Annotated in this window: 27 protein-coding genes; 9 read left to right on the forward strand and 18 right to left on the reverse strand. The window is 68.3% G+C overall.

Annotation, left to right across the window (positions count from 1 at the left end; translation table 11 throughout):
• From JN22_RS27035 to lexA, 4 genes are all read left to right on the forward strand, one after another.
• Positions 1-459, forward strand: a complete 459-nt coding sequence (locus JN22_RS27035; RefSeq protein ID WP_085556833.1) for a GNAT family N-acetyltransferase — start codon at positions 1-3, stop codon at positions 457-459.
• Positions 456-968 carry a cyclic pyranopterin monophosphate synthase MoaC gene (moaC, locus tag JN22_RS27040; protein WP_085556834.1) on the forward strand — a complete coding sequence of 171 codons (513 nt, stop codon included), beginning with the start codon at positions 456-458 and terminating at the stop codon, positions 966-968. Before JN22_RS27035 ends, moaC begins: the two co-directional genes overlap by 4 nt.
• Positions 952-2,181: a molybdopterin molybdotransferase MoeA gene (locus tag JN22_RS27045; RefSeq protein WP_085556835.1), complete on the forward strand. Its 1,230-nt coding sequence runs from the start codon at positions 952-954 to the stop codon at positions 2,179-2,181. Before moaC ends, JN22_RS27045 begins: the two co-directional genes overlap by 17 nt.
• A gap of 141 nt (positions 2,182-2,322) precedes the next feature.
• Positions 2,323-3,039, forward strand: coding sequence for a transcriptional repressor LexA (lexA, locus tag JN22_RS27050; RefSeq protein ID WP_085556836.1), 717 nt, complete (start codon positions 2,323-2,325; stop codon positions 3,037-3,039).
• A 138-nt stretch (positions 3,040-3,177) separates the two neighbouring features.
• Here lexA and JN22_RS27055 read toward each other — a convergent pair whose 3' ends face one another.
• Positions 3,178-5,346, reverse strand: coding sequence for a ComEC/Rec2 family competence protein (locus tag JN22_RS27055; RefSeq protein ID WP_223677905.1), 2,169 nt, complete (start codon positions 5,344-5,346; stop codon positions 3,178-3,180).
• Positions 5,347-5,494: 148 nt separating this feature from the next.
• On the opposite strand from JN22_RS27055, the gene gltX reads away from it, so the two are divergent.
• The 3 genes from gltX to JN22_RS27070 all read left to right on the forward strand — a co-directional run bounded on the left by gltX (position 5,495) and on the right by JN22_RS27070 (position 8,511).
• Positions 5,495-6,901 (forward strand): glutamate--tRNA ligase, encoded by a 1,407-nt coding sequence (gene gltX, locus JN22_RS27060; RefSeq protein ID WP_085556838.1) that lies wholly within the window; start codon positions 5,495-5,497, stop codon positions 6,899-6,901.
• A 100-nt stretch (positions 6,902-7,001) separates the two neighbouring features.
• A complete protein-coding gene (gltA, locus tag JN22_RS27065; protein WP_085556839.1) occupies positions 7,002-8,315 on the forward strand; it encodes a citrate synthase in 1,314 nt (437 codons plus the stop codon).
• A gap of 22 nt (positions 8,316-8,337) precedes the next feature.
• Positions 8,338-8,511, forward strand: coding sequence for a hypothetical protein (locus JN22_RS27070; RefSeq protein WP_179166230.1), 174 nt, complete (start codon positions 8,338-8,340; stop codon positions 8,509-8,511).
• Between the two features lie 6 nt (positions 8,512-8,517).
• Here JN22_RS27070 and JN22_RS27075 read toward each other — a convergent pair whose 3' ends face one another.
• Positions 8,518-8,925, reverse strand: a complete 408-nt coding sequence (locus tag JN22_RS27075; RefSeq protein WP_085556840.1) for a rhodanese-like domain-containing protein — start codon at positions 8,923-8,925, stop codon at positions 8,518-8,520.
• Between the two features lie 73 nt (positions 8,926-8,998).
• Between JN22_RS27075 and ftrA the strand changes: the two genes are divergently transcribed.
• Positions 8,999-9,985 carry a transcriptional regulator FtrA gene (ftrA, locus tag JN22_RS27080; protein ID WP_223677906.1) on the forward strand — a complete coding sequence of 329 codons (987 nt, stop codon included), beginning with the start codon at positions 8,999-9,001 and terminating at the stop codon, positions 9,983-9,985.
• A 58-nt stretch (positions 9,986-10,043) separates the two neighbouring features.
• Here ftrA and JN22_RS27085 read toward each other — a convergent pair whose 3' ends face one another.
• From JN22_RS27085 to rpsB, 16 genes are all read right to left on the reverse strand, one after another.
• Positions 10,044-10,601, reverse strand: a complete 558-nt coding sequence (locus JN22_RS27085; RefSeq protein ID WP_085556842.1) for a hypothetical protein — start codon at positions 10,599-10,601, stop codon at positions 10,044-10,046.
• A 139-nt stretch (positions 10,602-10,740) separates the two neighbouring features.
• The gene (gene gloA / locus JN22_RS27090) at positions 10,741-11,136 is read right to left on the reverse strand and encodes a lactoylglutathione lyase (RefSeq protein WP_085556843.1); all 396 of its coding nucleotides are present in this window, start codon (positions 11,134-11,136) and stop codon (positions 10,741-10,743) included.
• Positions 11,133-12,326: a lipid-A-disaccharide synthase gene (lpxB, locus tag JN22_RS27095; protein WP_085556844.1), complete on the reverse strand. Its 1,194-nt coding sequence runs from the start codon at positions 12,324-12,326 to the stop codon at positions 11,133-11,135. Before lpxB ends, gloA begins: the two co-directional genes overlap by 4 nt.
• Entirely contained in the window at positions 12,323-13,174 is an 852-nt protein-coding gene (locus JN22_RS27100) for an LpxI family protein (protein WP_085557365.1), read from the reverse strand. The genes lpxB and JN22_RS27100 overlap by 4 nt, the downstream gene beginning before the upstream one ends.
• Positions 13,175-13,193: 19 nt before the next feature.
• Positions 13,194-13,988 carry an acyl-ACP--UDP-N-acetylglucosamine O-acyltransferase gene (gene lpxA / locus JN22_RS27105; protein ID WP_085556845.1) on the reverse strand — a complete coding sequence of 265 codons (795 nt, stop codon included), beginning with the start codon at positions 13,986-13,988 and terminating at the stop codon, positions 13,194-13,196.
• On the reverse strand, positions 13,985-14,467 hold the full coding sequence (gene fabZ, locus JN22_RS27110; RefSeq protein WP_085556846.1) for a 3-hydroxyacyl-ACP dehydratase FabZ: 483 nt from the start codon (positions 14,465-14,467) through the stop codon (positions 13,985-13,987). The genes lpxA and fabZ overlap by 4 nt, the downstream gene beginning before the upstream one ends.
• Before the next feature lie 210 nt (positions 14,468-14,677).
• Positions 14,678-15,334 carry an OmpH family outer membrane protein gene (locus JN22_RS27115; protein ID WP_085556847.1) on the reverse strand — a complete coding sequence of 219 codons (657 nt, stop codon included), beginning with the start codon at positions 15,332-15,334 and terminating at the stop codon, positions 14,678-14,680.
• A gap of 1 nt (position 15,335) precedes the next feature.
• Positions 15,336-17,663, reverse strand: a complete 2,328-nt coding sequence (bamA, locus tag JN22_RS27120; RefSeq protein ID WP_143268469.1) for an outer membrane protein assembly factor BamA — start codon at positions 17,661-17,663, stop codon at positions 15,336-15,338.
• 27 nt (positions 17,664-17,690) lie between these two features.
• Positions 17,691-18,824 carry an RIP metalloprotease RseP gene (gene rseP, locus JN22_RS27125; protein WP_085556848.1) on the reverse strand — a complete coding sequence of 378 codons (1,134 nt, stop codon included), beginning with the start codon at positions 18,822-18,824 and terminating at the stop codon, positions 17,691-17,693.
• Between the two features lie 37 nt (positions 18,825-18,861).
• Complete coding sequence (locus tag JN22_RS27130) at positions 18,862-20,061, reverse strand: 1-deoxy-D-xylulose-5-phosphate reductoisomerase (RefSeq protein ID WP_085556849.1); 1,200 nt, start codon at positions 20,059-20,061, stop codon at positions 18,862-18,864.
• Positions 20,052-20,933: a phosphatidate cytidylyltransferase gene (locus tag JN22_RS27135; protein ID WP_085556850.1), complete on the reverse strand. Its 882-nt coding sequence runs from the start codon at positions 20,931-20,933 to the stop codon at positions 20,052-20,054. Before JN22_RS27135 ends, JN22_RS27130 begins: the two co-directional genes overlap by 10 nt.
• Entirely contained in the window at positions 20,875-21,630 is a 756-nt protein-coding gene (locus JN22_RS27140) for an isoprenyl transferase (RefSeq protein ID WP_179166231.1), read from the reverse strand. The genes JN22_RS27135 and JN22_RS27140 overlap by 59 nt, the downstream gene beginning before the upstream one ends.
• 6 nt (positions 21,631-21,636) lie before the next feature.
• Entirely contained in the window at positions 21,637-22,194 is a 558-nt protein-coding gene (frr, locus tag JN22_RS27145; protein WP_085556851.1) for a ribosome recycling factor, read from the reverse strand.
• Positions 22,195-22,199: 5 nt separating this feature from the next.
• Positions 22,200-22,979: a UMP kinase gene (pyrH, locus tag JN22_RS27150; RefSeq protein WP_085556852.1), complete on the reverse strand. Its 780-nt coding sequence runs from the start codon at positions 22,977-22,979 to the stop codon at positions 22,200-22,202.
• A 49-nt stretch (positions 22,980-23,028) separates the two neighbouring features.
• Positions 23,029-23,961 (reverse strand): translation elongation factor Ts, encoded by a 933-nt coding sequence (gene tsf / locus JN22_RS27155; protein ID WP_085556853.1) that lies wholly within the window; start codon positions 23,959-23,961, stop codon positions 23,029-23,031.
• Positions 23,962-24,096: 135 nt separating this feature from the next.
• Positions 24,097-24,879 carry a 30S ribosomal protein S2 gene (gene rpsB, locus JN22_RS27160; protein WP_085556854.1) on the reverse strand — a complete coding sequence of 261 codons (783 nt, stop codon included), beginning with the start codon at positions 24,877-24,879 and terminating at the stop codon, positions 24,097-24,099.
• A 376-nt stretch (positions 24,880-25,255) separates the two neighbouring features.
• Here rpsB and JN22_RS27165 point away from each other — a divergent pair, with 376 nt between their 5' ends.
• Positions 25,256-26,071 (forward strand): EcsC family protein, encoded by an 816-nt coding sequence (locus JN22_RS27165; RefSeq protein ID WP_179166232.1) that lies wholly within the window; start codon positions 25,256-25,258, stop codon positions 26,069-26,071.
• Positions 26,072-26,118 lie beyond the last annotated feature (47 nt).

The raw sequence follows: 26,118 nt of genomic DNA on the forward strand, positions 1-26,118 counted from the left end.
ATGCCGGACGTCGCCATCGCCGCCGAGGATCCGCGCCAGGAGGCGGTGACCGCCCTGGTCGCCGCCCTCGACTCCTACCTGACGGACCTCTACCCGGAGGACTCCTGCCACCTGCTCGATGTCGAATCGCTGGCGGCGGCCGACGTTCGCTTCCTCGTGGCGCGCAAGGGTGAGCATCCGGTCGGCTGCGCCGCCCTGCGCGTCGATCCCGAGGGCTATGGCGAGGTCAAGCGCATGTATGTGGCGCCCGCCGTGCGCGGCGGCCGCATCGGCGCACGGCTGCTCGACCGGTTGGCGGAGCAGGCCAGGGTCGAGGGGCTGAACTCCCTGCGGCTGGAAACCGGCATCCATCAGGCGGAGGCGCTGATGCTCTACCACAAAACCGGCTTCACGGAACGCGGCCCCTACGCCGATTATCCGGACATCCCCCTCAGCATCTTCATGGAAAAGGCCCTATGACCGGCTTCACCCATTTCGACGCGGAAGGGCGCGCGGTGATGGTCGACGTCTCCGACAAGGCGGAGACCGAGCGCACGGCGACCGCCGCCGGATCGGTGCTGATGCGGCCGGAAACGCTGCGGCTGATCATGGAGGGCGGCGTCAAGAAAGGCGACGTGCTGTCGGTGGCCCGGCTGGCCGGCATCATGGGGGCCAAGCGCACTCCCGACCTGATCCCGCTGTGCCACCCGCTGATGCTGACCTCGGTCAAGGTGGAGCTGACCTGCGACCCCGACCGCAACGCCATCGACATCGCCGCGACCTGCAAGCTGAAGGGCCGCACGGGCGTGGAGATGGAGGCGCTGACCGCCGTCTCGGTCGCGGCGCTGACCGTCTATGACATGTGCAAGGCAGTGGACCGCGGCATGACCATCACCGCCGTCCGCCTGCTGCGCAAGGCCGGCGGCAAGAGCGGCGATTGGACATCCGGCGCGCTGCCAGCGGAATCCGCCGATGATCCCGGTCGCTGAGGCGCGCGCCCGCATCCTCGCCGCCTTCACGGCACTGCCGGCCGAGACGGTCGCCTTGCCCGATGCGCTCGGCCGCGTGCTGGCCGAGCCGGTCGTCGCCCGGCTGACCCAGCCGCCCTTCGACGCCGCCGCCATGGACGGCTGGGCGGTGCGCGCCGCCGACGTCGCCGAGGCCCGCGCCGACCACCCGGTCACGCTGCGCCGCATCGGCGAATCCGCCGCCGGCCACGCCTTCTCCGGCCGGGTGGGGCCGGGCGAAGCGGTGCGCATCTTCACCGGCGCGCCCCTGCCCGCCGGCGCCGACGCCGTGGTGATGCAGGAGGATTGCACGGCCGACGCCCGCACGGTCCGCATCGGCCGTGCCGTCGTCGCCGGCCGCTTCGTGCGCCACGCCGGCTTCGACTTCGCCGCCGGACAGGAACTGCTGCCCAAGAGCCGACGGCTGACCGCGCGCGACGTCGCGCTGGCGGCCGGCGCCAATGTGCCGTGGCTCGCCGTCCACCGCCGCCCGCGCGTCGCCGTTCTCGCCACCGGCGACGAGATCGCCCTGCCCGGCGATCCGCTGGGGCCGAGCCAGATCGTCAGCACCAACGCGCTCGGCCTCTGCGCCCTGGTGACGACCCAGGGCGGCGTCGCCCACAATCTCGGCATCGCCCGCGACACCGCCGAGAGCGTCGCCGCCATGGCCGCCGGCGCGACCGGCTGCGACCTGCTGGTGACCACCGGCGGCGCGGCCCAGGGCGATTACGACCTCGTTCGCGACGTGCTGGCCGACAAGGGTGTGTCGCTCGACGTCCACGCCATCGCCATGCGGCCCGGCAAGGCGGTGATGTTCGGACGGGCGGGAAGCGTTCCGCTGCTGGGGCTTCCCGGAAACCCGGTGTCCACCGGCGTTACCGCCCTCCTGTTCCTCCGGCCGGTCCTGCGGCTGCTGCAAGGGCTGTCGCCGGACGAGGATGCCGGGCCGGTCCGCGCCCGGCTGGCGGTGGCGCTGAAGGCCAACGACCGGCGGGAGGATTACCTGCGCGCCACGCTGGCGACCGGGGCCGACGGCGGCCTGACCGTTACGCCCTTCGCGCGCCAGGACAGCGCGATCACCTCGCTCTACGCACAGGCCGACTGCCTGATCCGCCGCGCCGCCCACGCGCCGCCGGCCAGTCCCGGCGAGATGGTGGAGATCCTTTCCCTGTCCGGCGGCGCGCTGAATCCTTAGCGGGGACTGGAGCGGAAATCGATCCAACCTTCGGTGAGGCCGCGTCGAGAGACCTTGACGTTCTGCGGGAACCAAACTAGAACATGGGGTAACGTTTTACTTTTGTTCCATGTCCAGTGTGGCGACCGCCGGGAGGCACAAATGCTCACGCGCAAGCAGCACGAATTGCTGCTTTTCATCAACGAGCGGCTCGGCCAGGGCGGTGTTTCCCCTTCGTTCGACGAGATGAAGGACGCGCTCGGGCTGAAATCCAAGTCGGGCATCCACCGTCTGATCACCGGGCTGGAGGAGCGCGGCTTCATCCGCCGCCTGCCCCACCGCGCCCGCGCGCTGGAGGTCCTGCGCCTGCCGGAAGGGCTGGAGGCGTCCCGTGGCCGGTCGTCCTCCGCCTCGGCCCGCTCGAAGTTCCAGCCGAACGTCATCAAGGGCGACTTCGCCCTGACCGGCCGCGAGGTGAGCCGGTCCCCGGTGGTCGAGACGGTGCAGTTGCCGCTTTATGGCCGGATCGCCGCCGGTACGCCGATCGAGGCGTTGCGCGACGGATCCTCCTTCATCGACATCCCGGCGACGATGCTGACCGCCGGCGATCACTACGCCCTTGAGGTGGCCGGCGATTCGATGATCGAGGCGGGAATCCTCGACCACGATACCGTCATCATCCAGCGCTGCGATTCGGCCGACAACGGCGCCATCGTCGTCGCCCTGGTCGATGAGGGCGAGGTGACGCTGAAGCGGCTGCGCCGCAAGGGCAACACGGTCGCGCTGGAGCCAGCCAACGCCTCCTACGAAACCCGGATCTTCGGCGCCGACCGCGTCCGTGTCCAGGGCAAGCTGGTCGGGCTGGTCCGCAAGTACTGACGGTCCGCGAGGAAACGCCTCCTTTCCTCCCCGCCTCTTCCGTCATGACCGGGCTTGTTCCGGTCATCCACGTGGAAACTTGAAGCTTGCCCGTGGATGCCCGCGTCAAGCACGGGCATGATGGATCCGGAGCCGGCGTTACCGCCGCCCTGTCCAGGGGCGGTCGCCCCGCTGGTCGCGCACGCTTTCGATCCGGATGCCTCCTGCCTCCAGATACAGCGCGTGCGCGCCATCGCGGCGCAGACGCCAGCGGTCGATGACCAGCGGCGCCCGGCAGGCCCGGGCCGGAAAGGCGGCGACAACGACGTCCGCACCGCCGCAATCCTCATCCAGCGCGTCCGGCAGACGCAGCAGAGCCACGGTCCGGCCACCCCTCCGGTAGAGGCAGCCCAGCGCGTCGCAGGTCAATTCTCCCCCGGCGCCGGCTCCGGTGCGTGGCCAGGGCTCGTCCGGCTCGGGAACGCCGTCCCGCTGCAACCAGGTTTCGGCGGTGCGCCCCTCGCTTTTCACCGACAGGCTGAGACGGCCGGAGGCGGCACGAACGGCGGCGATCCTGCCATCGCCGGACACGAGGACATCCGGCCGCTCGACCAGCGCCGGGGTCGCGAGGCCGGCGGCCACGGCGGCCAGCCCCCACCAGCGCCAGCGGCGGGTCCACACGCACAGCCAGAGGCCGCCGAGGATCACCGCCGCGAAGCCGCCGGCCGGCATCGCCGGGACGGTCAGCGACGCCCAGGGCAGCCCGCCGAAGAACTCGGCGGTCCAGATCACCACCCGGTCGCCCCAATTCATCGCGATCACCGCCGGAGCCTCCAGCCCGAAGGGGAACAGCGCGTAGGCGATCAGGCTCCACGGCATCACCCAGAAGGAGGTGACGGGAATGGCGATCATGTTGGACAGCACGCCGTAGAAGGCGATCTGCTGGAAATGGAACAGGGAGAAGGGCAGCGTCGCCAGCGTCGCGATGACGCTGGTCAGCACGATCCCGCCGACATAGAGCGCGGACCGTCCGAACCAGCCGGCGTCGCGCCCCCAGCGCGCCAGCGGTCCACCGCCCTCGAAGGCGGCGATCAGCGCCACCACCGCCGCAAAGGACATCTGGAAGCTCGGGCCCAGCATGCCTTCCGGGTCCATCGCCGCCGTGACGATGCCGGCGAAGGCGACCAGCCGCATGCTGAGCGGGTCGCGGTCCAGCAAGACCGCGCCCATGACGAGGCCGGTCATCAGCACCGAGCGCACCGTTGGCAGCGGCGCGCCCACCAGCAGTGTGTAGGCGAGCGCCGACAGGATTCCGCACAGCGCCGCGATCTTCTTGATCGGCCAGCGCAGCGCGATGAAGGGGATGGCCGCCAGCAGTGCCCGCACCACATAGAACAGGATGCCCGCCGCGATCCCCACATGCAGGCCGGAGATCGACAGCAGATGCGCCAGCCCGCTGTTGCGGAAGGCGTCCATCGTCGCGTCGGGAATGGCGAACTGCTCGCCGTTCAGCAGCGCGGCGGTGACGCTGGCTTCCACCGGGTCGGAGATGGTCGCCGCCACCCGCTCGGCGATATGGCCGCGCGCGCGCTCGAAGGCCACCGTCACGGCGGCCCAGCCGGTGAGCGGCGGCGCCTCGATCACCTCCGCCGCCCCGACCGAGAATCCGGCGGCGCCCAGCCCCATGAAATAGGCCCGCCGCTGGAAATCGAAGGCTCCCGGCTCGGCGGGCGGAGCCGGCGGCGACAGGGTGGCGCGAAGCCGGACCAGGGCGCCGGGCGGTGGCGGCGGATAGCGATCCGACAGGCGGATCCGCAAGGCGGCGGGCGTCTCCTCGGGTTTCAGCCGGCTCACCGTCGGATCGCGCAGGGTGATTCGCAAGGCGCCCGGCCGCCGCTCCACCGCCATCACCCGGCCGGTGACGACCGCCGACGGAATTTCGCGCGCCAGGATCGGGCTCGCCACCCGCCAGGCGTGACCCTGCGCCGTCAGGAATCCGGCGGCCACCACCAGCAATCCCAGCGCGACGGCCAGACCGGGCAGCCAGCGGCGCAACAGCGCAAACCCCAGAATCGCGCCACCGACCGCCACAAGACCGGCCCATGCGGGCGGTTCGCTCCGCAAGGCGAAATACAGCACCGCGCCGAACCCGAAGCCCACGGGGATCCACAGCACCCAGCGTTCACGCTCCGCTGCCAGTTGCCTGACCAGCCAGTTCCAGGCCCGGAACAGCGGACCGAGCAGCCGTGGCGGGGATTTCGCCGGGGGCGTTTCCCACGCCTCGTCCAGCTCATCCCCGGCCCCCCCGTCGGCGGAACGGTCGGTCACGCGCGCCGCCCCTCCGACGATCGCTGCCGCACCGCCTCCTTTGCCGCCCATGCGCGCATGGCATTGCCCCTGAACCGGGTCCCTGTGGTAAACGATGGAACACACTCCGTTGCAGTGTAGCAGCGCAGAACCCGGAATTGAGACACCGATGACCGTCGTCACCCGTTTCGCCCCGTCGCCCACCGGCTTTCTCCACATCGGCGGTGGCCGCACCGCCCTGTTCAACTGGCTGTACGCCAAGCGGATGGGCGGCAAGTTCCTGCTGCGGATCGAAGACACCGACCGGCAACGCTCCACCCAGGCCGCCGTGGACGCGATCCTCGATGGGTTGACGTGGCTGGGCCTGGATTGGGACGGCGAGGCGGTCAGCCAGTTCGAGCGCAAGGACCGCCACGCCGAGGTCGCCCACCAGATGCTCGCCGCCGGCAAGGCCTACCGCTGCTATTGCAGCCCGGAGGAGCTGGAGCAGATGCGCGCCGCCCAGAAGGCCGCCGGCCAGCCGATGCGCTACGACGGCCGCTGGCGCGACCGCCCCGAGTCCGACGCCCCGGCCGGAGTCGCCCCCGTCATCCGCCTGAAGGCTCCGCAGGAGGGGCAGACCGTCCTCAAGGACCTCGTCCAGGGCGAGGTGACGGTGCAGAACGCCCAGCTCGACGACCTGATCCTGCTGCGCGCCGACGGCACCCCGACTTATCTGTTGGCCGTGGTGGTGGACGACCACGACATGGGCGTGACCCACGTCGTGCGCGGCGACGACCACCTGACCAACACCTTCCGCCAGATCCAGATCTTCAACGCCATGGGCTGGGACCTGCCGCAGTTCGGCCACATCCCGCTGATCCATGGCGCCGACGGGGCCAAGCTGTCCAAGCGCCACGGCGCGCTCGGCGTCGACGCTTACCGCGACCTCGGCTATCTGCCGGAGGCGGTGCGCAATTACCTGATGCGGCTCGGCTGGTCGCACGGCGACGAGGAGATCATCTCGACCGAGCAGGCCATCGAGTGGTTCGACCTGGAGAGCATCGGCCGCTCCCCATCGCGCTTCGACTTCGCCAAGCTCGACAACCTCAACGCCCATTACATGCGCCAGGCCGACGATGCCCGGCTGGTCGGGCTGGTCGTGCCGCGGCTGGAGGCCGACCTCGGCCGCGCGCTCTCCGACTCCGACCGCGCCCTGCTGACCCGCGCGATGAACGGGTTGAAGCAGCGCGCCCGCACGGTGGTCGACCTCGCCCAGAGCGCCCGCTTCTACGTCGCCGCCCGGCCGCTCGCCTATGATGAAAAGGCGTCGGCCCTGCTGGACGAAAAAGGCCGCGGGCTGTTGAAGGAACTGGCCGACCAGTTCGCCGGGGAAACGGACTTCACCGCGGCGGCGCTGGAGACCCGTGTCCGTGCCTTCGCCGAAGCGAGTGGCGAAAAATTGGGCAAGGTGGCGCAACCGCTGCGGGCGGCGCTGACCGGCTCGACCGTGTCGCCCCCGATCTTCGAGGTTGCCGAACTTCTCGGCCGGGAGGAGACTTTGTCTCGCATCCGCGACGCAGCGGGTGCAGCATAAAGTCGGTTCCGTGCGTTGCCATCGGCCTGTCATAGAACTATGCTGCGCCGACGCAAAAAAGGGCACCAAGCCCAGACCTCAACGATAAGGACGTGCCGAGATGACCCAGACTGAGGACGGCAACGACACCGTCACCCTCATCGACAACAAAACGGGCAAACAGGTCACGATGCCGGTGCTGCATGGCAGCGTGGGGCCGAGCGTGATCGACATCCGCAAGCTCTATGCCGCCACCGGCTACTTCACCTACGATCCGGGCTTCACGTCCACCGGCTCCTGCGAGTCGGCGATCACCTACATCGACGGCGACGAGGGTGTCCTGCTGCACCGCGGCTACGCCATCGACGAGCTGGCCAAGAACTCGACCTTCCCAGAGGTCTGCTTCCTGCTGCTGAACGGCCATCTGCCGACGGCCGCCGAGAGCGCCGAGTTCGACATCATCCTGCGCCGCCACTCGATGGTTCATGAGCAGCTGACGAAGTTCTACAGCGGCTTCCGCCGCGACGCGCACCCGATGGCGATCATGTGCGGCGTCGTCGGCGCCCTGTCGGCCTTCTACCACGACTCGACCGACATCGAGGATCCGGTGGAGCGCAAGATCGCCGCGCACCGGCTGATCGCCAAGATGCCGACCATCGCCGCGATGGCCTACAAGTATTCGGTCGGCCAGCCCTTCATGTATCCGCGCAACGACCTGACCTACGCGGAGAATTTCCTCTACATGACCTTCGGCACGCCCTGCGAGCCGTACAAGGTCAACCCGATCCTGTCCAAGGCGATGGACAAGATCTTCATCCTGCACGCCGACCACGAGCAGAACGCCTCGACCTCGACCGTCCGTCTGGCCGGCTCGTCGGGTGCCAACCCGTTCGCCTGCATCGCCGCCGGCATCGCCTCGCTGTGGGGTCCCGCCCATGGCGGCGCCAACGAGGCCGTGCTGAAGATGCTGGAGGAGATCGGCTCGGTCGATCGCATTCCGGAGATCGTCCGCCGCGCCAAGGACAAGAACGACAACTTCCGCCTGATGGGCTTCGGCCACCGGGTCTACAAGAACTACGACCCGCGCGCCCAGGTCATGCGCGAGACCTGCCACGAGGTGCTCGCCGAGCTCGGCATCAAGAACGAGCCGCTGCTCGACATCGCGATGGAGCTGGAGAAGATCGCCCTCTCCGACCCGTACTTCATCGAGAAGAAGCTGTATCCGAACGTCGACTTCTACTCGGGCATCATCCTGAAGGCGATGGGCTTCCCGACCAGCATGTTCACCGTGCTGTTCGCGCTGGCCCGCACCGTCGGCTGGATCAGCCAGTGGAAGGAGATGATCGAGGATCCGGTGCAGAAGATCGGCCGTCCGCGCCAGCTCTTCACCGGCGAGACCAAGCGGCCGTTCGTGCCGCTGAACGAGCGTGGCTAACCGGCCCACAGCTCACATCGGAATGGGCGGCTCCAACGGGGCCGCCCAGGACCCGGCTGCGTTCATCGTGCCGGCCCGGCGGGTGCGTCTGCACCCGCCGGCCAACGACAACAAGGCGCCGCTCGGCTGGCGCCTGCGCCGGCTGGTGGTGTATCTGCTGATCCTGGCGCTGGTCGCCGGCGTCGTGCTGATCTGAGCACCGTCACTCCGTGTCCTGCCCTGCCGCGATGGCGAAGCCCTCGTCGGCCCACCCGGTCATGCCGCCGATCATCAGCTTGACCGGCCGCCCGAGACGGGCCAGCCGCAGCGCCGCCCGATCCGCTCCATTGCAGTGCGGCCCGGCGCAATAGACGACGAACAGCGTCTCCGCCGCCCACTCCTCCATCCTCCGCGCCGTCATCTTGCCATGCGGCAGATTGAACGCTCCGGGAACATGGCCACGCGCGAAGGCCGCCGGACCGCGCACGTCGAGCAGGACGAAGTCGGCGGGACCGCCCTTCAGCGCCTCATGGACGTCCCAGCAATCCGTCTCCAGCGACAGGCGGCGAGCGAAATGCTCCTCGGCCAGGGTGGAGGGAGCGGCGGCGATCTCGGCGACCAGACTGGGCATGGAACAGGCTCCGTTCGGGGATATGACCGACCCCGACGGTGCCGCAGCCGGCACAGGCTGGAAAGTGGCGCGGATGCCAGTTACCGTGCGGATCATGCCAAACACTCCGCACCTCGTCGTCGCCCTCGCCTATGACGGCCTCTGCACCTTCGAGTTCGGCGTCGCCGTCGAAGTGTTCGGCCTGCCGCGCCCGGAACTCGGGCCGGACTGGTACCGCTTCGCCGTCGCGGCGCTCGACCCCGGTCCGCTGCGGGCGATGGGCGGCGTCCGCTTGCTGGCCGACGGCGGGCTGGAATTGCTGGAGGCGGCCGGCACCATCGTCATTCCCGGCTGGCGCGGAGCCCGCGAGCCGGTTCCAGCCATCCTGACGGAGGCGTTGCGGCGGGCCCATGCACGGGGTGCCCGCATCCTGTCGATCTGCTCCGGCGCCTTCGTGCTCGCCGCCGCCGGCCTGCTGAACGGCCGGCGGGCAACGACCCACTGGCGCTACGCCGAAACGCTCGGCGATCTCTATCCGGCGATCCGTGTGGCGCCCGACGTGCTCTATGTGGATGAAGGGAACATCCTGACCTCCGCCGGCAGCGCTGCCGGGATCGATCTGTGCCTGCATCTGGTGCGGCGCGATTTCGGCCCGGAGGCCGCAAACAGCGTCGCGCGCCGGCTGGTGGTCCAGCCGCACCGCGAGGGTGGCCAGGCGCAGTTCATCGAAACGCCGGTTCCCACGGCGCGGGAGGGCGCCCGGCTCGGCCCTCTGCTCGATCATCTCCGTGAAAGGCTGGAGGAGGAGCACACGCTGGCCTCCATGGCCGAGCGGGCCGGCATGAGCCTGCGCACCTTCCTGCGCCGCTTCAACGCGCTGACCGGCCGGACGCCAGGGGAATGGCTTCTGGCCGAACGGCTCGCCCGTGCCCGCGCCCTGCTGGAAAGCGGAGAGACGGCGGTGGAGGAGGTGGCGACACGGGCCGGCTTCGGCTCCGCCGCCACGCTGCGCCACCATTTCCGCCAGCGGCTGGGCATCAGCCCGGCGACATACCGGGCGCGGTTCCGCCGTTCCGTTTGAGACCGGCTGCAACAGCGCCGGAACCATTTTTCCCGGCAAAATTGTCCGGCCGGCAAGATCACGCCATCTGCTGCGCCAGGAACAGCAGGCGCGCCCGCTTGGTTTCCTGGATTTGCCCATACAGGGGATCCTGCATCATCGCCGTTTCGTCAAAGATCGGTTTGGGCTTGGGCAGCGAGTCGTAACGCTGCTGGCTTATCGCGGTCTCGGACGCCACCACCTTGCCGCCAAGCAGCTTGGCCACCGCCTCCGCCCGCGCCTGCGCCAGCAGCGGGCCGGATTTCCCGTTTGGCCCGATGTCGGGAATGCGCCCTTCGACCTGGGCGCCGACGCTGTTGGAGGTGATCAGGAAGCCGTTGTTGTCGACCCGCGCGAGTTCCTTCCCACCGACCATGACCCGGGCGTAGTCCTTGTAGGCCGGATGGTCGGAAAGGTCCGCAGGCTCGGTGTAGCGATGCCGCAGCATCATTTCCTGGGAGTCGATGAGTCTTTGAAAATGTTCCTGCGGAGCTTCGGTCAGCTTGACGGCCTTCAGCCCCGAAACGTCGATGCGCTTGGCGTTGGCGATCGAATATGGGCCTGAGCCCGACTGGACGGTGAGTTGACCGGACGACATGTTTGAGCCTCCCCCAAGGACACACGGTTTGCCTGGGGAGGTTCAAGCAAAAGCTGCGCCATAGGGTTGCGCGCGGACGACGGGCAGCACCGCGTCCCGGCGGCCGGCGGCGTTCAAGCCGCCAGCCGTCCAGGAACTCTTACTTCTTCTCGATCAACTCGACCTTGTAGCCGTCCGGATCCTCGATGAAGGCGATCACAGTGCTGCCATGCTTCATCGGGCCGGGCGCGCGCGGGATCTTGACGCCTTCCGCCGCCAGCTTGTCGCAGGTGGCGTAAATATCCGGCACGCCAAGCGCGATGTGGCCATAGCCGGTGCCGATCTCGTAGGGCTCCGCCTGGTCCCAATTATGGGTCAGCTCCAGCACCGCGGTGTCGGATTCGTCGCCGTAGCCGACGAAGGCCAGGGTGAAGCGGCCGCCCTCGTAATCGTTGCGGCGCAGCAGCTTCATGCCGAGCAGCCGCGTATAGAAATCGATCGACTTGTCCAAATCCAGAACGCGCAGCATCGTGTGCAGCAGTCGGAAATCGCTCATGGTCTTGCCTCTCCCGCTTCGGGGTTGGGGTGGTGTCGGGCGATGACGTCGAGGATGGCGCGGGCGGCGCGCTCGCTGGGCGGGCGGTCGCCCTGCCCCAGCCACCGGGCGACCTCGGCCACGCCGTCGATCTGCGTTTGCCGGGCCTGCGGGTCGTCGAGCAGCCGCGCCAGTTCCCCGGCCAGCCGGTCAGGCCGGCAATCCTGCTGGAGCAGTTCGGGCACCAGCATGCGGTCGAGCATCAGGTTGACGAGATTGACATACTTCACGCGGATCAGTCGTCGATAGAGCGCCACCGTCACCGGGTTCAGCCGGTAGGCGATCACCGCCGGCAACCGGGCGAGCGCCAGTTCCAACGCCACGGTTCCCGACGCGGCGAGCGCCGCCTCCGCCGCTGCGAAGGCGTCGTATTTGGCGGAGTCGCCCTCGATCACGATGGTGCGCACGGGCCAGTCGGCGACCGCCGCGATGACGCGGTCGCGCACCGTCGCCACCGTCGGCACGACGGCGACCAGACCGGGATGGGTCGGCCGCAACCGTTCCAGCGTCGCGCGGAAATCGGGAAGCAGGCGGCTCACCTCGCCCTTGCGGCTGCCCGGCAGGATGGCGACCAGCCGATCGGTGGGGGCCAGACCATGCCGCCCCCGGAAGCGGCCGGCATCGCCGGCCCCCGCCCCGCTCTCGACCACCGAATGGCCGACGAAGGTGCAGGCCAGCCCCTCGCGCTCGAAATAGGGCGGCTCAAAGGGTAGGACGGCCAGGAGGTGGTCGTAGATCGCCGCGTATTTGGCGGCGCGCTTGGGTTTCCAGGCCCAGACCGTCGGCGCGACGTAATGGACCAGCGGAATGCCAGGCGCCGCCGCCCGGACCTTTTTCGACACCCGCACCGTGAAGCCGGGCGAATCGATGCCGACCACCACGGCGGGGCGGTCGCGCAGGATCGTCTCCACCGTCTGGTCGATGCGGCGGATCAGATTGGGAAGATGCGGCAACAGCTCGAAGATGCCGAACAGCGTCAGTTCCGCCATGGGAAACAGGCTTTCGAGCCCTTCGGCGATCATCCGCTCGCCGCCGATGCCGGCAAACCGCACACGCCCGCCGGTCAGCCGCTTGGCCGAGGCCATCAGCCGGGCGCCGAGCGCATCGCCCGACGGCTCTCCGGCGATCAGGAAGAGGGTCGGCACGCTCATGGCGCCGGCCCGGTGGAAGCGCCCGGCGCGTCGATGCCGACGACGAACAGGCCGAGCCGATCGGCCGTCCGCGCCACCGCCGCGCGATCAACCAGCAGGCTGCCGCCCGCCTCGACCGCGATGCCGCGCAGACCGGCCGCCGCCGCGTTCTCCACCGTCGTCACGCCCATGGTCGGCAGGTCGATGCGGCGGTCCTGGCGCGGCTTGGCGAGCTTGACCAGAACCCCGCCTGGCCCCGGCCGCGCCAGCCCGGCGCAACGCGCCAGCATGGCGTCGGTGCCCTCGATGGCCTCGACCGCCAGCACGATGCCCTGCTGGACCACCGCGCCCTGCCCGACGTCGAGATTGCCCATCGCCCGCGCCACCTCGGCCGCGCGGGCAATGTCGCGCAGGGCCTCCGCATCCGGAACCAACGATCCGACGGGGCCGGGGGTGGTCAGCAAATCCTTCAGCAAATCATGCAACCCGACGACACGGAACCCGTCCTCCTCCAGTTCGCGCACCACGGCGCGCAGCAGCCCGTCGTCACCGAGCGCCCGCGCGCCGACCCGCGCCAGGAAGCGCGTGGTCCGCCAGTCGGGCAGCAGTTCGGTGAAGGAGGGACGCTTGACCGGCCCGGCGAACACCACGTCGCCGACGCCCTCGTCGTGCAGACGGCGGATGATGGTCCCGGCAGCCCCAAAACGGCTCCACAGATGCGGGAGCCCGGCCACGGTGTCGGGATCGGTGTGCCCCTCGAAGGCGACCAGGAAGACCGGCCGCCCCTGCCCCAGCGCCGCCGCCGCGATGCGCGCCGGCAGCGTGCCGCCGCCGGCGAGGATGGCGAGCTTCTGCGGAACGGCGGTCACGGGGCGGGGCTCCGCCGCCTCAGCCTTCACGCGGCTGGCAGAGCGAGCGGGCCTCTTTGGCGCGGATGAAGTCGAGCACGTCGGTGATCAGGGCGCGCTCGCCGAAATCGCGGCCGACCCCCTCCACACGCTCGGCGAAGGTGCCCTCCGGACCGAACAGCATGCGGTAGGCGGCCCGCAACGCGTGGATGTCGTCCTTCTTGAAGCCGCGCCGCTCCAGCCCGACCAGATTGAGCCCGGCCAAGCGTGCCCGGTCGCCCATGACGAGGCCGAAGGGGATCACGTCGTTCTCGACGCCCGACATGCCACCGATCATGGCGTGGGCACCGATGCGGACGAACTGACGCACCGCCGACAGACCGCCGATGATGACGTAATCGCCCAGCGTCACATGGCCGCCCAGCGTCGCGTTGTTCGCCAGGATCACATGGTTGCCGACGATGCAGTCGTGCGCCACATGCGAACCCATCATGAACAGCCCGTCGTCGCCGACGCGGGTGATCATGCCGCCGCCCTCGGTCCCCGGATTCATCGTCACATGCTCACGGATCTGGTTCCGCGCGCCGATGACCAGCTCCGACGGCTCGCCATGGAACTTCAGGTCCTGCGGCCGATGGCCGATGGAGGCAAACGGGTAGATCTCCGTGCCGGCGCCGATGCGCGTCCGCCCCTCCACCGCGACATGGGACACCAACCGCACGCCATCGCCCAGTTCGACCTGGGGACCGACGACGCAGAAGGGGCCGATCGAGACGCCCTCGCCCAGCGAGGCGGCGGGATCGACGATGGCGGACGGGTGGATGGTGACGGTCATTTCTCGTCCAGGATCATGGCGGAATAGACGGCTTCGGCGACGAGGACGCCGTTGACCTTGGCCTCGCCCTGAAACTTCCAGACGTTGGCGCGCTTGCGCTGCTTGGTGACATGGATGTGGATGGTGTCACCCGGCGTCACCGGGCGGCGGAAGCGCGCCTCGTCCACCGTCATGAAATAGACCAGCTTGCCCTCGGCTTCGGCCCCGAGCGTGCCGACGACCAGGACGGCCGAGGTCTGGGCCATCGCCTCGATGATCAGCACGCCGGGCATGACCGGACGCGAGGGGAAATGCCCCTGGAAGAAGGGCTCGTTGATCGAGACGTTCTTGATGCCGGTGGCACTCTCGCCCAGCACGATGTCGACCACCCGCTCGATCATCAGGATCGGATAGCGGTGCGGGATCATCTGCATGATCCGGTTCACGTCGAGATCGGGAAGCGTGTTGCTTTGCGCGTTGTTGTCTGCCGTTACATCCATCGTCCGGCCGCCCGCCTTTCCAAAACCGCCGAAAGTTTCCGCGTTCCCAAAACCGGGAACGGGGCGCCGCGTCGCCGCGGCGTCTGACCTGTTCGCCGCCTTCTTGCCCGATTTCGGCGGCGACTGCAATCGCTCAGCCGGCGTCCCCCGGCAACGAAAAGGGCCGCCATCGCCCGGACGGGCGGTGGCGGCCCTTTTTTCCGGACGCCCTTACTGCTTGGGAACGTTGAGAGCGACCTGCGGAAGCTTCTTGTTCACCCGCTCCAGAACGGTGTCGGTGACGTCGAGCTGGGTGTCGACCAGAACGAACTGCTGGCGCGCCAGCACCAGATTGGCGCCACGCTCGCGCGAGATGTCGGCGACGATCTCGACCATCGTCTTGTGGACCACCGCCATCGCCTCGTTCAGCGAGGTCTCCAGCACCCGCTTGCGGGTCTGGACGGTCTTCTGCACCTCGGCGACCTGCTTCTCGAAGTCACGCCGCTTGTTGGCGAGCGCTTCCGGCGCCAGAACGGTCTGCTGCTTGCGCAGTTCGTCCTCGCCCTTGCGCAGTTTGTCCTCGAGCGCCGAGATTTCCTTCTGGTAGGTCTCGCGCAGCGTCTCGAAGGACTTGGAGATGCCCTTCGAGGCGTTGGATTCCTGCATGATCTTCTGGACGTCGATCACCGCGATCACCGGCGCCTTCAGCTCGCCCGTCGCCGGAGCGGCGGCGGGGGCCGCCGCGGCAGGAGCGGGGGCGGCCGCCTTGGGCGGCTCGGCCTTGGGAGCCGCCTGGGCCAGGACCGCCGGAGCGTAGGACAGACCGGCGGTCACGGCGACCGACAGGGCGGCGGCGCGAAGCGTCGCCTTGAGCGTGCTGGATTGCATCTTAGAACCTGGTTCCGAAGCTGAAACGGATGAGCTCTTTCTTGTCGTAGCTTTCCTTGCGCAGAGGAAGCGCCACGTCGAGACGGATCGGGCCGAACGGCGACTTCCACGACACGCCGGTGCCGACCGACACGCGGATCGATTCCTTGTCGACGACGTTCGGATCGCTGATGTCGACCTTGCCCAGCGAGCCGACGTCGGTGAAGGCGTGGCCGAGCAGTCCGAACTCCTCTGGCAGGCCGAAGGGGAAGCTCATCTCGACCGAGGCGCGGGCGTAGCGCGTGCCGCCCAGCGAATCGCCGGTCGTGATGTCGCGCGGACCGATGCCGGCGGTGTTGAAACCGCGCAGCGTGTCGCCGCCGATGAAGAAGCGATCGGCCAAGGCCACCTTCTGGCCCATGCCGAGGATGTAGCCCAGCTCGCCGGTGGTGCTCAGCACCCAGTTCTCACCGTCCAACGGCAGGTAATAGCCACCGGCCAGACGGTTGCGCAGGAAGCGCACCGAACCGCCGAGACCGGCGATGTCGTTGGTCAGACGGATGAAGTAACCCTCGGTCGGCGTCAGCTTGCTGTTGCGCCGGTCGTAGGTCAGCTCCTGGCCGATCAGCGAGGTCAGACGCTCGCCCTTCTGCTCCTGCACGTATTTCGAGGCGGTGATCGGCACCTCCTCGATCAGGGTGTCCTGGAGCTGGTAGTAAACGCGCTGGCGCAGGTTTTCGCTCAACGGGAAGCCCAGACGCAGCGAGAATCCGGTGTTCTTCTCGTTGAAGGAGCTTTCGTCCTGGTAGTTGCGGCGGACACGGAAGATGTCGACGCCGGCCGACAGGTCGCGGTCGAGGAAATAGGGCTCGGTGAAGGAAATGTCGTATTCCTGGCGGACGCCGGAAATCGTCGCCCCCAGCCGCAGATCCTGGCCGCGGCCCAGCAGGTTGCGCTCGCGGATCGAGAAGTCGCCCAGGGGACCGTCGGAGGTCGAGAAACCGGCGCCGATGGAGATTTCGCCGGTCGACTGTTCGGCCACCTCGACGTTGACCACGGTGCGGTCGGGAACGCTGCTTTCGGCGGTGGTGACGTTCACCCGCTCGAAATACCCCAGATCCTTGATGCGCTGCTCGGACCGCTTCAGCTTGGAAGAGCTGAACGGGTCGCCTTCGGACAGCAGCATCTCGCGCCGGATCACCTTGTCCAGCGTGCGGACGTTGCCGTTGATGTCGATGCGGTCGACGAAGACGCGCGGCCCCTCGTTGATCTCGTAGGTGATGTCGATCGCCTGGGTCTCGCGGTTCCGCGAGATGCGCGGCCGGACATCGACGAAGGCGTATTGCAGGTCGCCGACCGCCGAGGTCAGCTTGGTGATGGTGTTCTCCACCTCCTGCGCGTTGTACCAGTCCCCTTCCTTGGTCGTCGTGATCGTCTCAAGGGTCGCCGGGTCGAGCTGCTTCAGCGAGGATTTGATGTCGATCTTGCCGAACTTGTAGCGCTCGCCTTCCTCGATGGTGAAGGTGATGAAGAACGCCTCGCGGTCCGGCGTCAGCTCGGCCACCGCGGAGACCACGCGGAAATCGGCGTAGCCCTCCTTCAGGTAGAAGCGGCGCAACAGGTCACGGTCGTAGTTCAACCGGTCGGGGTCGTAGTTGTCGTCCGAGGTCAGGAACCGCCACCAGGCGGTCTCCTTGGTCTGGATCGCCTCGCGCAGGGAGCCGTCGGAGAATTTCTCGTTGCCGACGAAGGTGATGCCGCGCACGCCGGTGCGCACACCCTCGTTGATCTCGAAGACCAGATCGACGCGGTTCTGGTCGAGCTGGATGATCTTCGGCTCGACCGTGGCCGCGAATCGGCCCTGGCGGCGGTAGATGTCCTGGATGCGCTGGACGTCGTTCTGCACGCGGGTGCGGGTGTAGACCACGCGCGGACGAAGCTGGATTTCCTTCTCCAGATTGTCCTTCTCGATCCGCTTGTTGCCCTCGAAGGCGATGCGGTTGATGATCGGGTTCTCGACCACCGCCACCACCAGCGTGTCGCCGTCGCGCCGCAGCGTGACGTCGGCGAACAGGCCTGTGTTGAACAGCGCCTTCAGGGACTGGTCGATGCGGTCGGGATCGAACGAATCGCCCGGCTGAATCGCCAGATAGGAGCGGACCGTGGAGGCCTCGATGCGCTGGATGCCATCGACACGGATGTCGCGCACCGTTCCGCCGGAAAAGACCTGGGCGACCGACGACCCGAACGCCGCTGACGGGGACCCTGACTGGGCGAGGGCGACAGACACCGTCGTCATGGCGCAGCCGGCCAGCAGGCCCGCCACCAGAACTTTGCTCGACACCGGCAAATCACGCTCCCTGGCAAGGGGCTGGCGTTACGACACCAGTCCCCGGAAGAAATCGACCACGCGCAATTGAACGAGGTCGTTCCACGTGGCGAAGACCATGAGCGTTAATACCAAAGCCAATCCAATGCGGAAACCGTATTCTTGCGCTCTCGCTCCGAGGGGGCGTCCGCGCAGCGCCTCGATGCCGTAGAACAGCAGATGGCCGCCGTCGAGCATCGGCACCGGGAAGAGATTGATCAGGCCGAGGTTGACCGACAGGAAGGTCATGAACCAGACCAGCGGGTACCAGCCCGACTGCGCCACCTCACCCGACATCTGGGCGATGCGCAGCGGCCCGCCCAGCTCCTCGGTCCCGCGCGAGCCCTCGACCATCTGGCCGAGCGCGGTGAAGGTGCCGGTGATCATCCCCATCACCTCGCGCCCGGCCTGCCAGACGGCGGTCAACGGGTCGTGGCGCTTCATATCGACGCTGCCGCGGGTGATGCCGAGCTGGCCGACACGGTGGGTGTTGCCGAGTCGGTCGGTCATCTCGCGGGCGTCGGGAGTCGCGTCGAGCGTGACCACCCTGCCCTCGCGCTCGACCTCCATCCGCAGCGTCTCGCCCGGCTTGATCGAGACGATCTGGCGGATTTCCTCGAAGCGCTGGATGCCGGCCCCGTCGATCGACAGGATCAGGTCGCCCGGCTGGAGCCCGGCGCGCTCGGCGGCGCTGCCCGGCTGCACGCCGCCGACGTCGGCAGGCGTGAAGGACTGGCCGGCGGTGGCGAACAGCACCGCCAGCACCACGATGGAGAAGACGAAGTTGGCGATAGGGCCGGCGGCGACCACGGCGGCGCGCTGGCCCAGCCGCTTGTGGTGGAAGGAGACGGCGCGCTCCTCCGCCGACATGGCGGTCAGATGGGCGCCGGGCGTGCTGGCCGGATCGGCGTCGCCGAACATCTTGACGTAGCCACCGAGCGGCAGGGCGCTGAACTTCCAGCGCGTGCCGGTTCGGTCGGTGAAACCGAACAGCTCCGGCCCGAAGCCGATGGAGAAGACCTCGATCCGCACGCCGTTGCGCCGCGCGACCAGATAATGGCCAAGCTCATGCACGAACACGAGCACGGTGAGGACCACCAGGAACGCGAGAACCGAGGTCCAGAAACCGCCGAGAACGTCCATCACCACCCTTTGCGCCCGTTCGGGCCTCGAACTCGGATCACCGGCTGCCAACCGCAGACGCACCGCAGGCCGTCACGCGCGCGGCGGCGTCGCGGCGCGCCTCGGCATCGGCCTCGCGCACTGCGGCAAGATCACGCAGCGGGCGGTGGGGCAACGCCGCCAGCGTGCCCTCGACGATTTTTTCGATGTCGAGGAAGCCGATCCGGCGGTCGAGAAACGCCTGGACGGCCACCTCGTTGGCGGCACTGAGAATAGTAGGAGCGCCCCCCCCGCTTTGCAAGGAGGCGCGGGCCAGCCGCAGGGCCGGAAAACGCACGGGATCCGGCGCTTCGAAGGTCAGGGTCGCCGCCCGTGTCAGGTCGAGCCGCTCGGCCGGGGTGGCGATGCGCGCCGGCCAGCCGAGCGCGTAGGCGATCGGCGTGCGCATGTCGGGCGTGCCGAGCTGCGCCAGCACGGAGCCGTCGACATACTCGACCAGCGAATGGATCACCGACTGCGGGTGGACCAGGATGTCGATGCGCTCCTCGGGGATGCCGAAGAGGAAATGCGCTTCGATCAGCTCCAGCCCCTTGTTCATCATGGTGGCGCTGTCGACCGAGATCTTGGCGCCCATGTCCCAGGTCGGGTGCGCCACCGCCTGCTCGCGCGTCGCCGCCGCCATGAAGGCGCGGTCGCGCGTGCGGAACGGGCCGCCCGACGCGGTCAGGATCAGCCGGGCGACGCTTTCGGTCCGGGCGAAGTCGAAGACCTGGTAGATGGCGGAATGCTCGCTGTCGACCGGCAGCAGCGTGGCGCCGTGGACGCGCACCTCCTCCATCATCAGGTCGCCGGCGCAGACCAGCACCTCCTTGTTGGCGAAGGCGACGATGGCGCCGCGGCGCACGGCGGCGAGCGTCGGCTCAAGCCCGGCGGCGCCGACGATGGCCGCCATCACCCAGTCGGCGGGGCGCTGCGCCGCCTCGGCCACCGCCTGCGGACCGGCGGCCGTCTCGATGCCGGTGCCGGCAAGGCGCTCCCTCAGCTCGGCGTGCCCCGCGGGATCGGCAACGACGGCGAGCCGGGCCTTCAGGCGCCGGGCCTGCTCGGCAAGAAGGGCGACGTTGCGGTTGGCGGTCAGCGCCTCGACCGGGAAGCGCTCCGGGTCGCGGGCGACGAGATCCACGGTCTGGGTCCCGACCGAGCCGGTCGAACCCAGGATCGTCACCCGCCGGGGGCCACCGCCCGTCGTCACCACCATGATAGAGCCGTTCCGATGGTCGCGTGGAAAACAGCCAGCACCGGGGCGGCGACCAGAAGCCCGTCGATGCGGTCGAGGATGCCGCCATGCCCGGGAATGAGCTGGCCGCTGTCCTTGACGTCGTAGCGGCGCTTGACCGCCGATTCGAAGAGGTCGCCCGCCTGCCCCACCACCGCCGCCACGGCACCCATCAGCAGCGCCAGGGCCGGCATCGCCGCGCCGACGGCGAGAGCGATCAGCCAGCCGACCAGGGCGGCGGCGGCCATGCCGCCGATCAGGCCGGCCCAGGTCTTCTTCGGGCTGATGCGCGGCGCCAGCTTCGGTCCGCCGATGGAACGGCCGGCCGCGTAAGCACCGATGTCGGTGGCCCAGATGGCGAGCATGGCGAAAAGGAACAGGGCCAGCCCATCGCCCGGCAGGTCGCGCAACCACGTCAGGCCGGCCATTCCCGCCGCGACGTAGAAAACGCCGAAGCCGAGCAGGCCGCGGTCGCGGCCGCCGCCGGCCAGCGCGGTCAGCGCGGAAAAGGCGACGGCCACCCCCAGCCCGACCCAGGGTCCGGCGGCCAATTGCGCCATCAGGGACACCAGCACGCCGGCAACCGACATCAGCCGCGCCGGCAGGCGCCGGGCGCTGGGGACCAAATTGATCCATTCGGAAATGGCGACGACCGCGCCGAAGGCGATCAAGGCGCGGAAGACCCAGCCGCCGGCCCAGACGGCGCCAAGCACGATCGGCGCCATGATCAGCGCCGAGACCACGCGGGTCTTGAGGTCGCCCGTCTTCGGGTTGGGTTTTCCCGCGGAGGCCGACTCAGCGGGAGCCGGCCGTGGTGGCGCCGAAGCGGCGTTCCCGTCGGTGGAACTCTTCAATCGCCGCCTCCAGATCGCGCTTGGTGAAATCGGGCCAGAGCGTGTCGATGAACACCAGCTCGGCGTAGGCCGCCTGCCACAGCAGGAAATTGCTGATGCGCTTCTCGCCGCTGGTGCGGATGATCAGGTCGGGATCGGGAATGTCGGCGGTGAACAGGCGGGCGGCGAAGGCACCCTCATCGATGGCGCTGGCGCTCACCCGGCCGGCAGCCACATCCTCGGCCAGCCGCCGGGCCGCCAGCACGATCTCCTGCCGCGACCCGTAGCTGAGGGCGACGACCAGCGTCATCGTCCTGTTGTCGCGGGTCAGATCCTCGGCGTTGTCGATCAGCCGGTTGATGTCGTCGGACAGGCGGAGCCGGTCGCCGATCACCCGCAGCCGGATGCCGGCCTTGTGCAGTTCGGCGACTTCGCTGCGCAGATAGAAGCGCAGCAGGCCCATGAGGTCGGTGACCTCCTCCTCCGGCCGCCGCCAGTTCTCCGAGGAGAAGCTGAAGATGGTCAGGGTGCCGACGCCCAGTTCGCGCGCCGCCTCCACGGTGCGACGGACGGCGTCCACGCCCTTTTTGTGGCCGGCGGTGCGCGGCAGGCCGCGCGCCTTCGCCCAGCGCCCGTTGCCATCCATGATGATGGCCACATGCTCGGGAGGGGTGATCGAACCGCTTCCGTCCATCCGGTTCTCGTCCGCGTCGCGCATTCCGGATCAGACCTGCATGATGTCCTTTTCCTTTTGCGCTAGCGTGTCGTCGACCAGCTTGATGTGCTGGTCGGTCAGCGCCTGCACCTTGTCGGACTGCGTTTTCAGCTCGTCCTGCGTGATCTCGCTGGCCTTCTCGGCTTTCTTCAGGCCGTCCATGCCGTCGCGGCGGATGTTGCGGATGGCGACGCGGGTCTGCTCGGCGTATTTGTGGGCGACCTTCGCCAACTCGGCGCGGCGCTCCTGCGTCAGGTCGGGCAGCGGCACGCGGATGACCTGACCCTCGGCCTGCGGGTTCAGCCCGAGACCCGAATCGCGGATGGCCTTCTCGACCGCCTTGGTCATGCCGCGGTCCCACACCTGCACCGTGATCAGGCGCGGCTCGGGAACCGAGACGGTGCCGACCTCCTTGAGGTGGACGCGGTTGCCATAGGCCTCGACCATGACCGGCTCCAGCAGGCTAGAGGAGGCGCGGCCGGTACGGAGGCCGGTGAGTTCCTTGCGAAACGACTCGAGCGCGCCTTCCATGCGGCGCTTCAGGTCCGATGTGTCGGGCGCAGCCACGGGACCTACTCCCTTTCTTCCGTTATGATGGTGTGCTTGCCACGGCCCTGCATCACCTCGGCGAAGGAACCGGGGGTGTGGATCGAGAGGACCAGGATGGGGATCCGGCTGTCTCGTGCCAGGGCGATCGCCGACGCGTCCATCACCTGGAGATCCTGGGCCAGGACGTCCATGTAGGTGAGGCGGTCGTAATGCGTGGCGGTCGGGTCCTTCTTGGGGTCGGCGGTGTAGACGCCGTCCACCTGCGTGCCCTTCAGCAGCCCGTCGCAGCCCATTTCCGAGGCGCGCAGCGCCGCGGCGGTGTCGGTGGTGAAGAAGGGGTTGCCGGTGCCGGCGGCGAAGATCACCACCCGCCCCTTTTCCATGTGACGGATCGCGCGGCGCCGGATGTAGGGCTCGCAGACCGACGACATGGGGATGGCCGACTGCACGCGGGTCGGCACGCCCATCCGTTCGAGCGCGCTCTGCATCGAGAGCGCGTTCATCACGGTGGCGAGCATCCCGATGTAGTCGGCCGACGCGCGCTCCATGCCGCCCGCCGCCCCCTTGACACCGCGGAAGATGTTCCCCCCGCCGATGACCAGGCAAACCTGGACACCGAGCGCGACCACCGCCTTCACCTCGTTGGCGATGCGGTTGACCATGTCCGGATCGAGGCCGTAGTCGCGCTGCCCCATCAGCGCCTCGCCCGACACCTTCAGCAGCACCCGCTTGTAGCGGATGCTCTCCGGTGCGATGGCCGGCGTGGTGGTTCCGGTGGTCTCGGCCCCGTTGATCTCGGGCATGAGGGGAACGCTCCCTTGCTGTTTCGAATGCGGCGCGGCGTGGAGGTTATCAGGCCTGACCGGCGGCGGTGGCGGCCACTTCGGCGGCGAAGTCGCTCTGGGCCTTCTCGATGCCCTCGCCCAGCGCGAAGCGGGCGAAGGACGCGACCTTGACCGGAGCGCCGATGTCCTTGGCGGCGTTCTCGACCACCTTGCGGACCTTGGTCTCGCCGTCGATCACGTAGACCTGCTCGAGCAGGCAGACCTCTTCGTAATACTTACGGACGCGGCCCTCGACCATCTTCTCGATGATGTTCTCCGGCTTGCCCGAGGCGCGGGCCTGCTCGGCCAGCACGCTGCGCTCGCGCTCCAGCGCCGAGCTGTCGACGTCGGCGATGTCGAGCGCCTCCGGACGGGCGGCGGCGATGTGCATGGCGATCTGCTTGCCGAGGTCGGCCAGCTTGGCCACGTCGCCAGTCGACTCCAGCGCGACCAGCACGCCGATCTTGCCGAGGCCCGGCGCGATGGCGGAGTGGACGTAGCTGACGACGGTGCCGGCCGACACTTCCAGCGTCACGGCGCGACGCAGGTTCATGTTCTCGCCGACGGTGGCGATCAGGCTGGTCAGCTCGTCCTGGGCGGTGTGCGCGGTGCCCGGGTAGGCGGCGGCCTTCAGCGCCTCGACGTCGCCGCCGGTGGCGAGCGCGATCTCGGCGGCCTTGGCGGCGAAGCCCTGGAACTTGTCGTTGCGGGCGACGAAGTCGGTCTCGGCGTTCACCTCGACGACGGCGCCCTTGGTGCCAGCGGTGGCGACGGCGACCAGACCCTCGGCGGCGATGCGGCCCGACTTCTTGGCGGCGGCGGCGAGGCCCTTCTTGCGGAGCCAGTCAACGGCGCCCTCGAGGTCGCCCTGGGTCTCGTTCAGAGCCTTCTTGCAATCCATCATGCCCGCGCCGGTCTTCTCGCGCAGTTCCTTGACGAGCGAGGCGGTAATCTCGGCCATGTTGCGCCCTCTTCCTTACAAGCGATCCGTGGCGGATCGGATTGAGTCACAAAGTCAATTCGGGTGGCAACCCACAAAAAAGGCAGCCGGGCCATTGGTCATAAGGCCCGGCTGCCCCTTTCCAAACCGCTGGGGTCAGGCCTGGGCGGCTTCGGCGGCGGTCTCGTCTTCCGGCAGTTGCTCGGCCGGGGCGTCCTCACGGGCGCCGACGTCGATGCCGGCGGCGCTCATCTCGGCCTGCAGGCCGTCGAGGACCGAACCGACCACCAGATCGCAGTACAGGTCGATGGCGCGCAGGGCGTCGTCGTTGCCCGGAATCGGGAAAGCGACGCCGTCCGGATCGGAGTTGCTGTCGAGGACCGCGATGACCGGGATGCCGAGCTTGTTGGCTTCCTTGACCGCGATCGACTCCTTGTTGGTGTCGATGATGAAGATGACGTCCGGCAGGCCGCCCATCTCCTTGATGCCGCCCAGCGCGCGCTCCAGCTTGTCGCGCTCGCGGGTCAGCTCGAGGATCTCGCGCTTGGTCAGGCCCGAGGTGTCGCCGCCCAGACGCTCTTCCATCTCGCGCAGGCGCTTGATCGACAGCGAAATGGTCTTCCAGTTGGTCAGCATGCCGCCGAGCCAACGGTGGTTGACGTAGTACTGGCCGCACTTCGAGGCGGCCTCGGCGATGCGCTCCTGGGCCTGGCGCTTGGTGCCGACGAACAGCACGCGGCCACCGCCGGCGACGACGTCACGCGCGGCCTGGAGGGCGCGGTGCAGCATCGGGACGGTCTGTTCCAGATCGATGATGTGCACGCCGTTACGCACACCGAAGATGTACTGGTTCATCTTCGGGTTCCAGCGACGGGTGTGGTGACCGAAGTGGACGCCGGCCTCGAGCAGCTGGCGCATGGTGAAGGTGGGCATAGCCATGGAAAAATCCCTTTTTCCGGTTGGTCCGCCGCGGGCGTCTGTCCACAGGTGTGGACACCGGATCGGGCCATCGGGGTAAAACCGAGGGTCCGCCAGCCCGCGTGAGGTTTTGACGACGGCGCTTACATAGCCCGATGAACCGGGTTTGGCAACAGCGATGGCAGGAAAAGAACGGTCGGATGCCGTCGATCCTTGCCGGCCGCGGCGGGACCGGGCGGCAGGTCGGATCCTCCCTCCTCCCGAACCCGATTCGTCCCCATATTTCCCGACGACCATCCGTTGCGCGCAATCTCGCCAGACCGGGAAAACCGTTGGAGACGGTCGCGCGGCGTTCGCGGCTCTTCACTGGAACTCAACAGCGCCAAGGAATGGAAACGTGCCGGATCCTCATGAGATTTCCAGAAACACGAATTCATGCGCCATCTTGGAGAGGGAGGATTTCGAGATCCTCGTGCAGGCCGCGAACGAATACATCGCGGCCAGAAGCACTCTCATGAGCTTCATGTCCTCGCTCGGCAGCAAGATCGAGGCTGGCATCGACATGCTGCCGGAGGGAACAAAGGCGACCCTCCTCGACGCCATCCGCGGCGCCTTGGAGCACGCGCACAGGATATCGACCGGATACATGGACAACGAGAAGGGCCGCGAGGCGTCCACGGGGCTGTACAGCCTCATCGGTGCCGCCACGGGGGCCGCGAGCGGCTTTTTCGGGCTGGCGGCCACCGCCGCGGAGCTTCCGATCGCGACGGCGACCATCATGCGATCGATCGCCGACATAGCGCGCTCGAAAGGCGCCGATCTCGACGATGTCGGCGTCCAGGCGACCTGCATCGAGGTCTTCGCCTATGGCGGCCCGCTCGAGGATGACGACGATGCCGACATCGCCTTCGTGACGTCGAGGCTCGGAGCCACGCTGGGCGCCGCCCCCATCTCCGAAATGATCACCAAGGTCGCCGCCCGCTACGCGATCGCGATTTCCCCGAAGATCCTGGCGCAATCGGTCCCCATCACCGGCGCCGTCCTGGGCGCCGCGCTGAACTGGACCTACATGCGGTTCTACCAGTCGATCGCTTCCGTCCTCTTCACGCTCCGCCCGGTCGAGTTGCGGTACGACAAGGATCAGGTCCGCTCCTGCTTCGCGTCGATCGTGCGGGAGATCGAGAAGGAGAAATTTCCCCGGAAGAAGGCTTGAGCGAACGGCAAGCCGGGAAATGGCAAGGGCCATGGCGTCCGACGCCA

The sequence above is a fragment of the Azospirillum agricola genome, assembly GCF_020005195.1.
GTDB classification, from domain to species: Bacteria; Pseudomonadota; Alphaproteobacteria; order Azospirillales; family Azospirillaceae; genus Azospirillum; species Azospirillum agricola.

What these genes read in the sequence shown, in the direction of transcription:
- JN22_RS27035 (WP_085556833.1), top strand. Translation starts at nt 1, where the DNA reads ATGCCGGACGTCGCCATCGCCGCCGAGGATCCGCGCCAGGAGGCGGTG.
- moaC (WP_085556834.1), top strand. Translation starts at nt 456, where the DNA reads ATGACCGGCTTCACCCATTTCGACGCGGAAGGGCGCGCGGTGATGGTC.
- JN22_RS27045 (WP_085556835.1), top strand. Translation starts at nt 952, where the DNA reads ATGATCCCGGTCGCTGAGGCGCGCGCCCGCATCCTCGCCGCCTTCACG.
- lexA (WP_085556836.1), top strand. Translation starts at nt 2,323, where the DNA reads ATGCTCACGCGCAAGCAGCACGAATTGCTGCTTTTCATCAACGAGCGG.
- gltX (WP_085556838.1), top strand. Translation starts at nt 5,495, where the DNA reads ATGACCGTCGTCACCCGTTTCGCCCCGTCGCCCACCGGCTTTCTCCAC.
- gltA (WP_085556839.1), top strand. Translation starts at nt 7,002, where the DNA reads ATGACCCAGACTGAGGACGGCAACGACACCGTCACCCTCATCGACAAC.
- JN22_RS27070 (WP_179166230.1), top strand. Translation starts at nt 8,338, where the DNA reads ATGGGCGGCTCCAACGGGGCCGCCCAGGACCCGGCTGCGTTCATCGTG.
- JN22_RS27075 (WP_085556840.1), bottom strand. Translation starts at nt 8,925, where the DNA reads ATGCCCAGTCTGGTCGCCGAGATCGCCGCCGCTCCCTCCACCCTGGCC.
- ftrA (WP_223677906.1), top strand. Translation starts at nt 8,999, where the DNA reads ATGCCAGTTACCGTGCGGATCATGCCAAACACTCCGCACCTCGTCGTC.
- JN22_RS27085 (WP_085556842.1), bottom strand. Translation starts at nt 10,601, where the DNA reads ATGTCGTCCGGTCAACTCACCGTCCAGTCGGGCTCAGGCCCATATTCG.
- gloA (WP_085556843.1), bottom strand. Translation starts at nt 11,136, where the DNA reads ATGAGCGATTTCCGACTGCTGCACACGATGCTGCGCGTTCTGGATTTG.
- lpxB (WP_085556844.1), bottom strand. Translation starts at nt 12,326, where the DNA reads ATGAGCGTGCCGACCCTCTTCCTGATCGCCGGAGAGCCGTCGGGCGAT.
- lpxA (WP_085556845.1), bottom strand. Translation starts at nt 13,988, where the DNA reads ATGACCGTCACCATCCACCCGTCCGCCATCGTCGATCCCGCCGCCTCG.
- fabZ (WP_085556846.1), bottom strand. Translation starts at nt 14,467, where the DNA reads ATGGATGTAACGGCAGACAACAACGCGCAAAGCAACACGCTTCCCGAT.
- JN22_RS27115 (WP_085556847.1), bottom strand. Translation starts at nt 15,334, where the DNA reads ATGCAATCCAGCACGCTCAAGGCGACGCTTCGCGCCGCCGCCCTGTCG.
- rseP (WP_085556848.1), bottom strand. Translation starts at nt 18,824, where the DNA reads ATGGACGTTCTCGGCGGTTTCTGGACCTCGGTTCTCGCGTTCCTGGTG.
- JN22_RS27130 (WP_085556849.1), bottom strand. Translation starts at nt 20,061, where the DNA reads ATGGTGGTGACGACGGGCGGTGGCCCCCGGCGGGTGACGATCCTGGGT.
- JN22_RS27140 (WP_179166231.1), bottom strand. Translation starts at nt 21,630, where the DNA reads ATGCGCGACGCGGACGAGAACCGGATGGACGGAAGCGGTTCGATCACC.
- pyrH (WP_085556852.1), bottom strand. Translation starts at nt 22,979, where the DNA reads ATGCCCGAGATCAACGGGGCCGAGACCACCGGAACCACCACGCCGGCC.
- tsf (WP_085556853.1), bottom strand. Translation starts at nt 23,961, where the DNA reads ATGGCCGAGATTACCGCCTCGCTCGTCAAGGAACTGCGCGAGAAGACC.
- rpsB (WP_085556854.1), bottom strand. Translation starts at nt 24,879, where the DNA reads ATGGCTATGCCCACCTTCACCATGCGCCAGCTGCTCGAGGCCGGCGTC.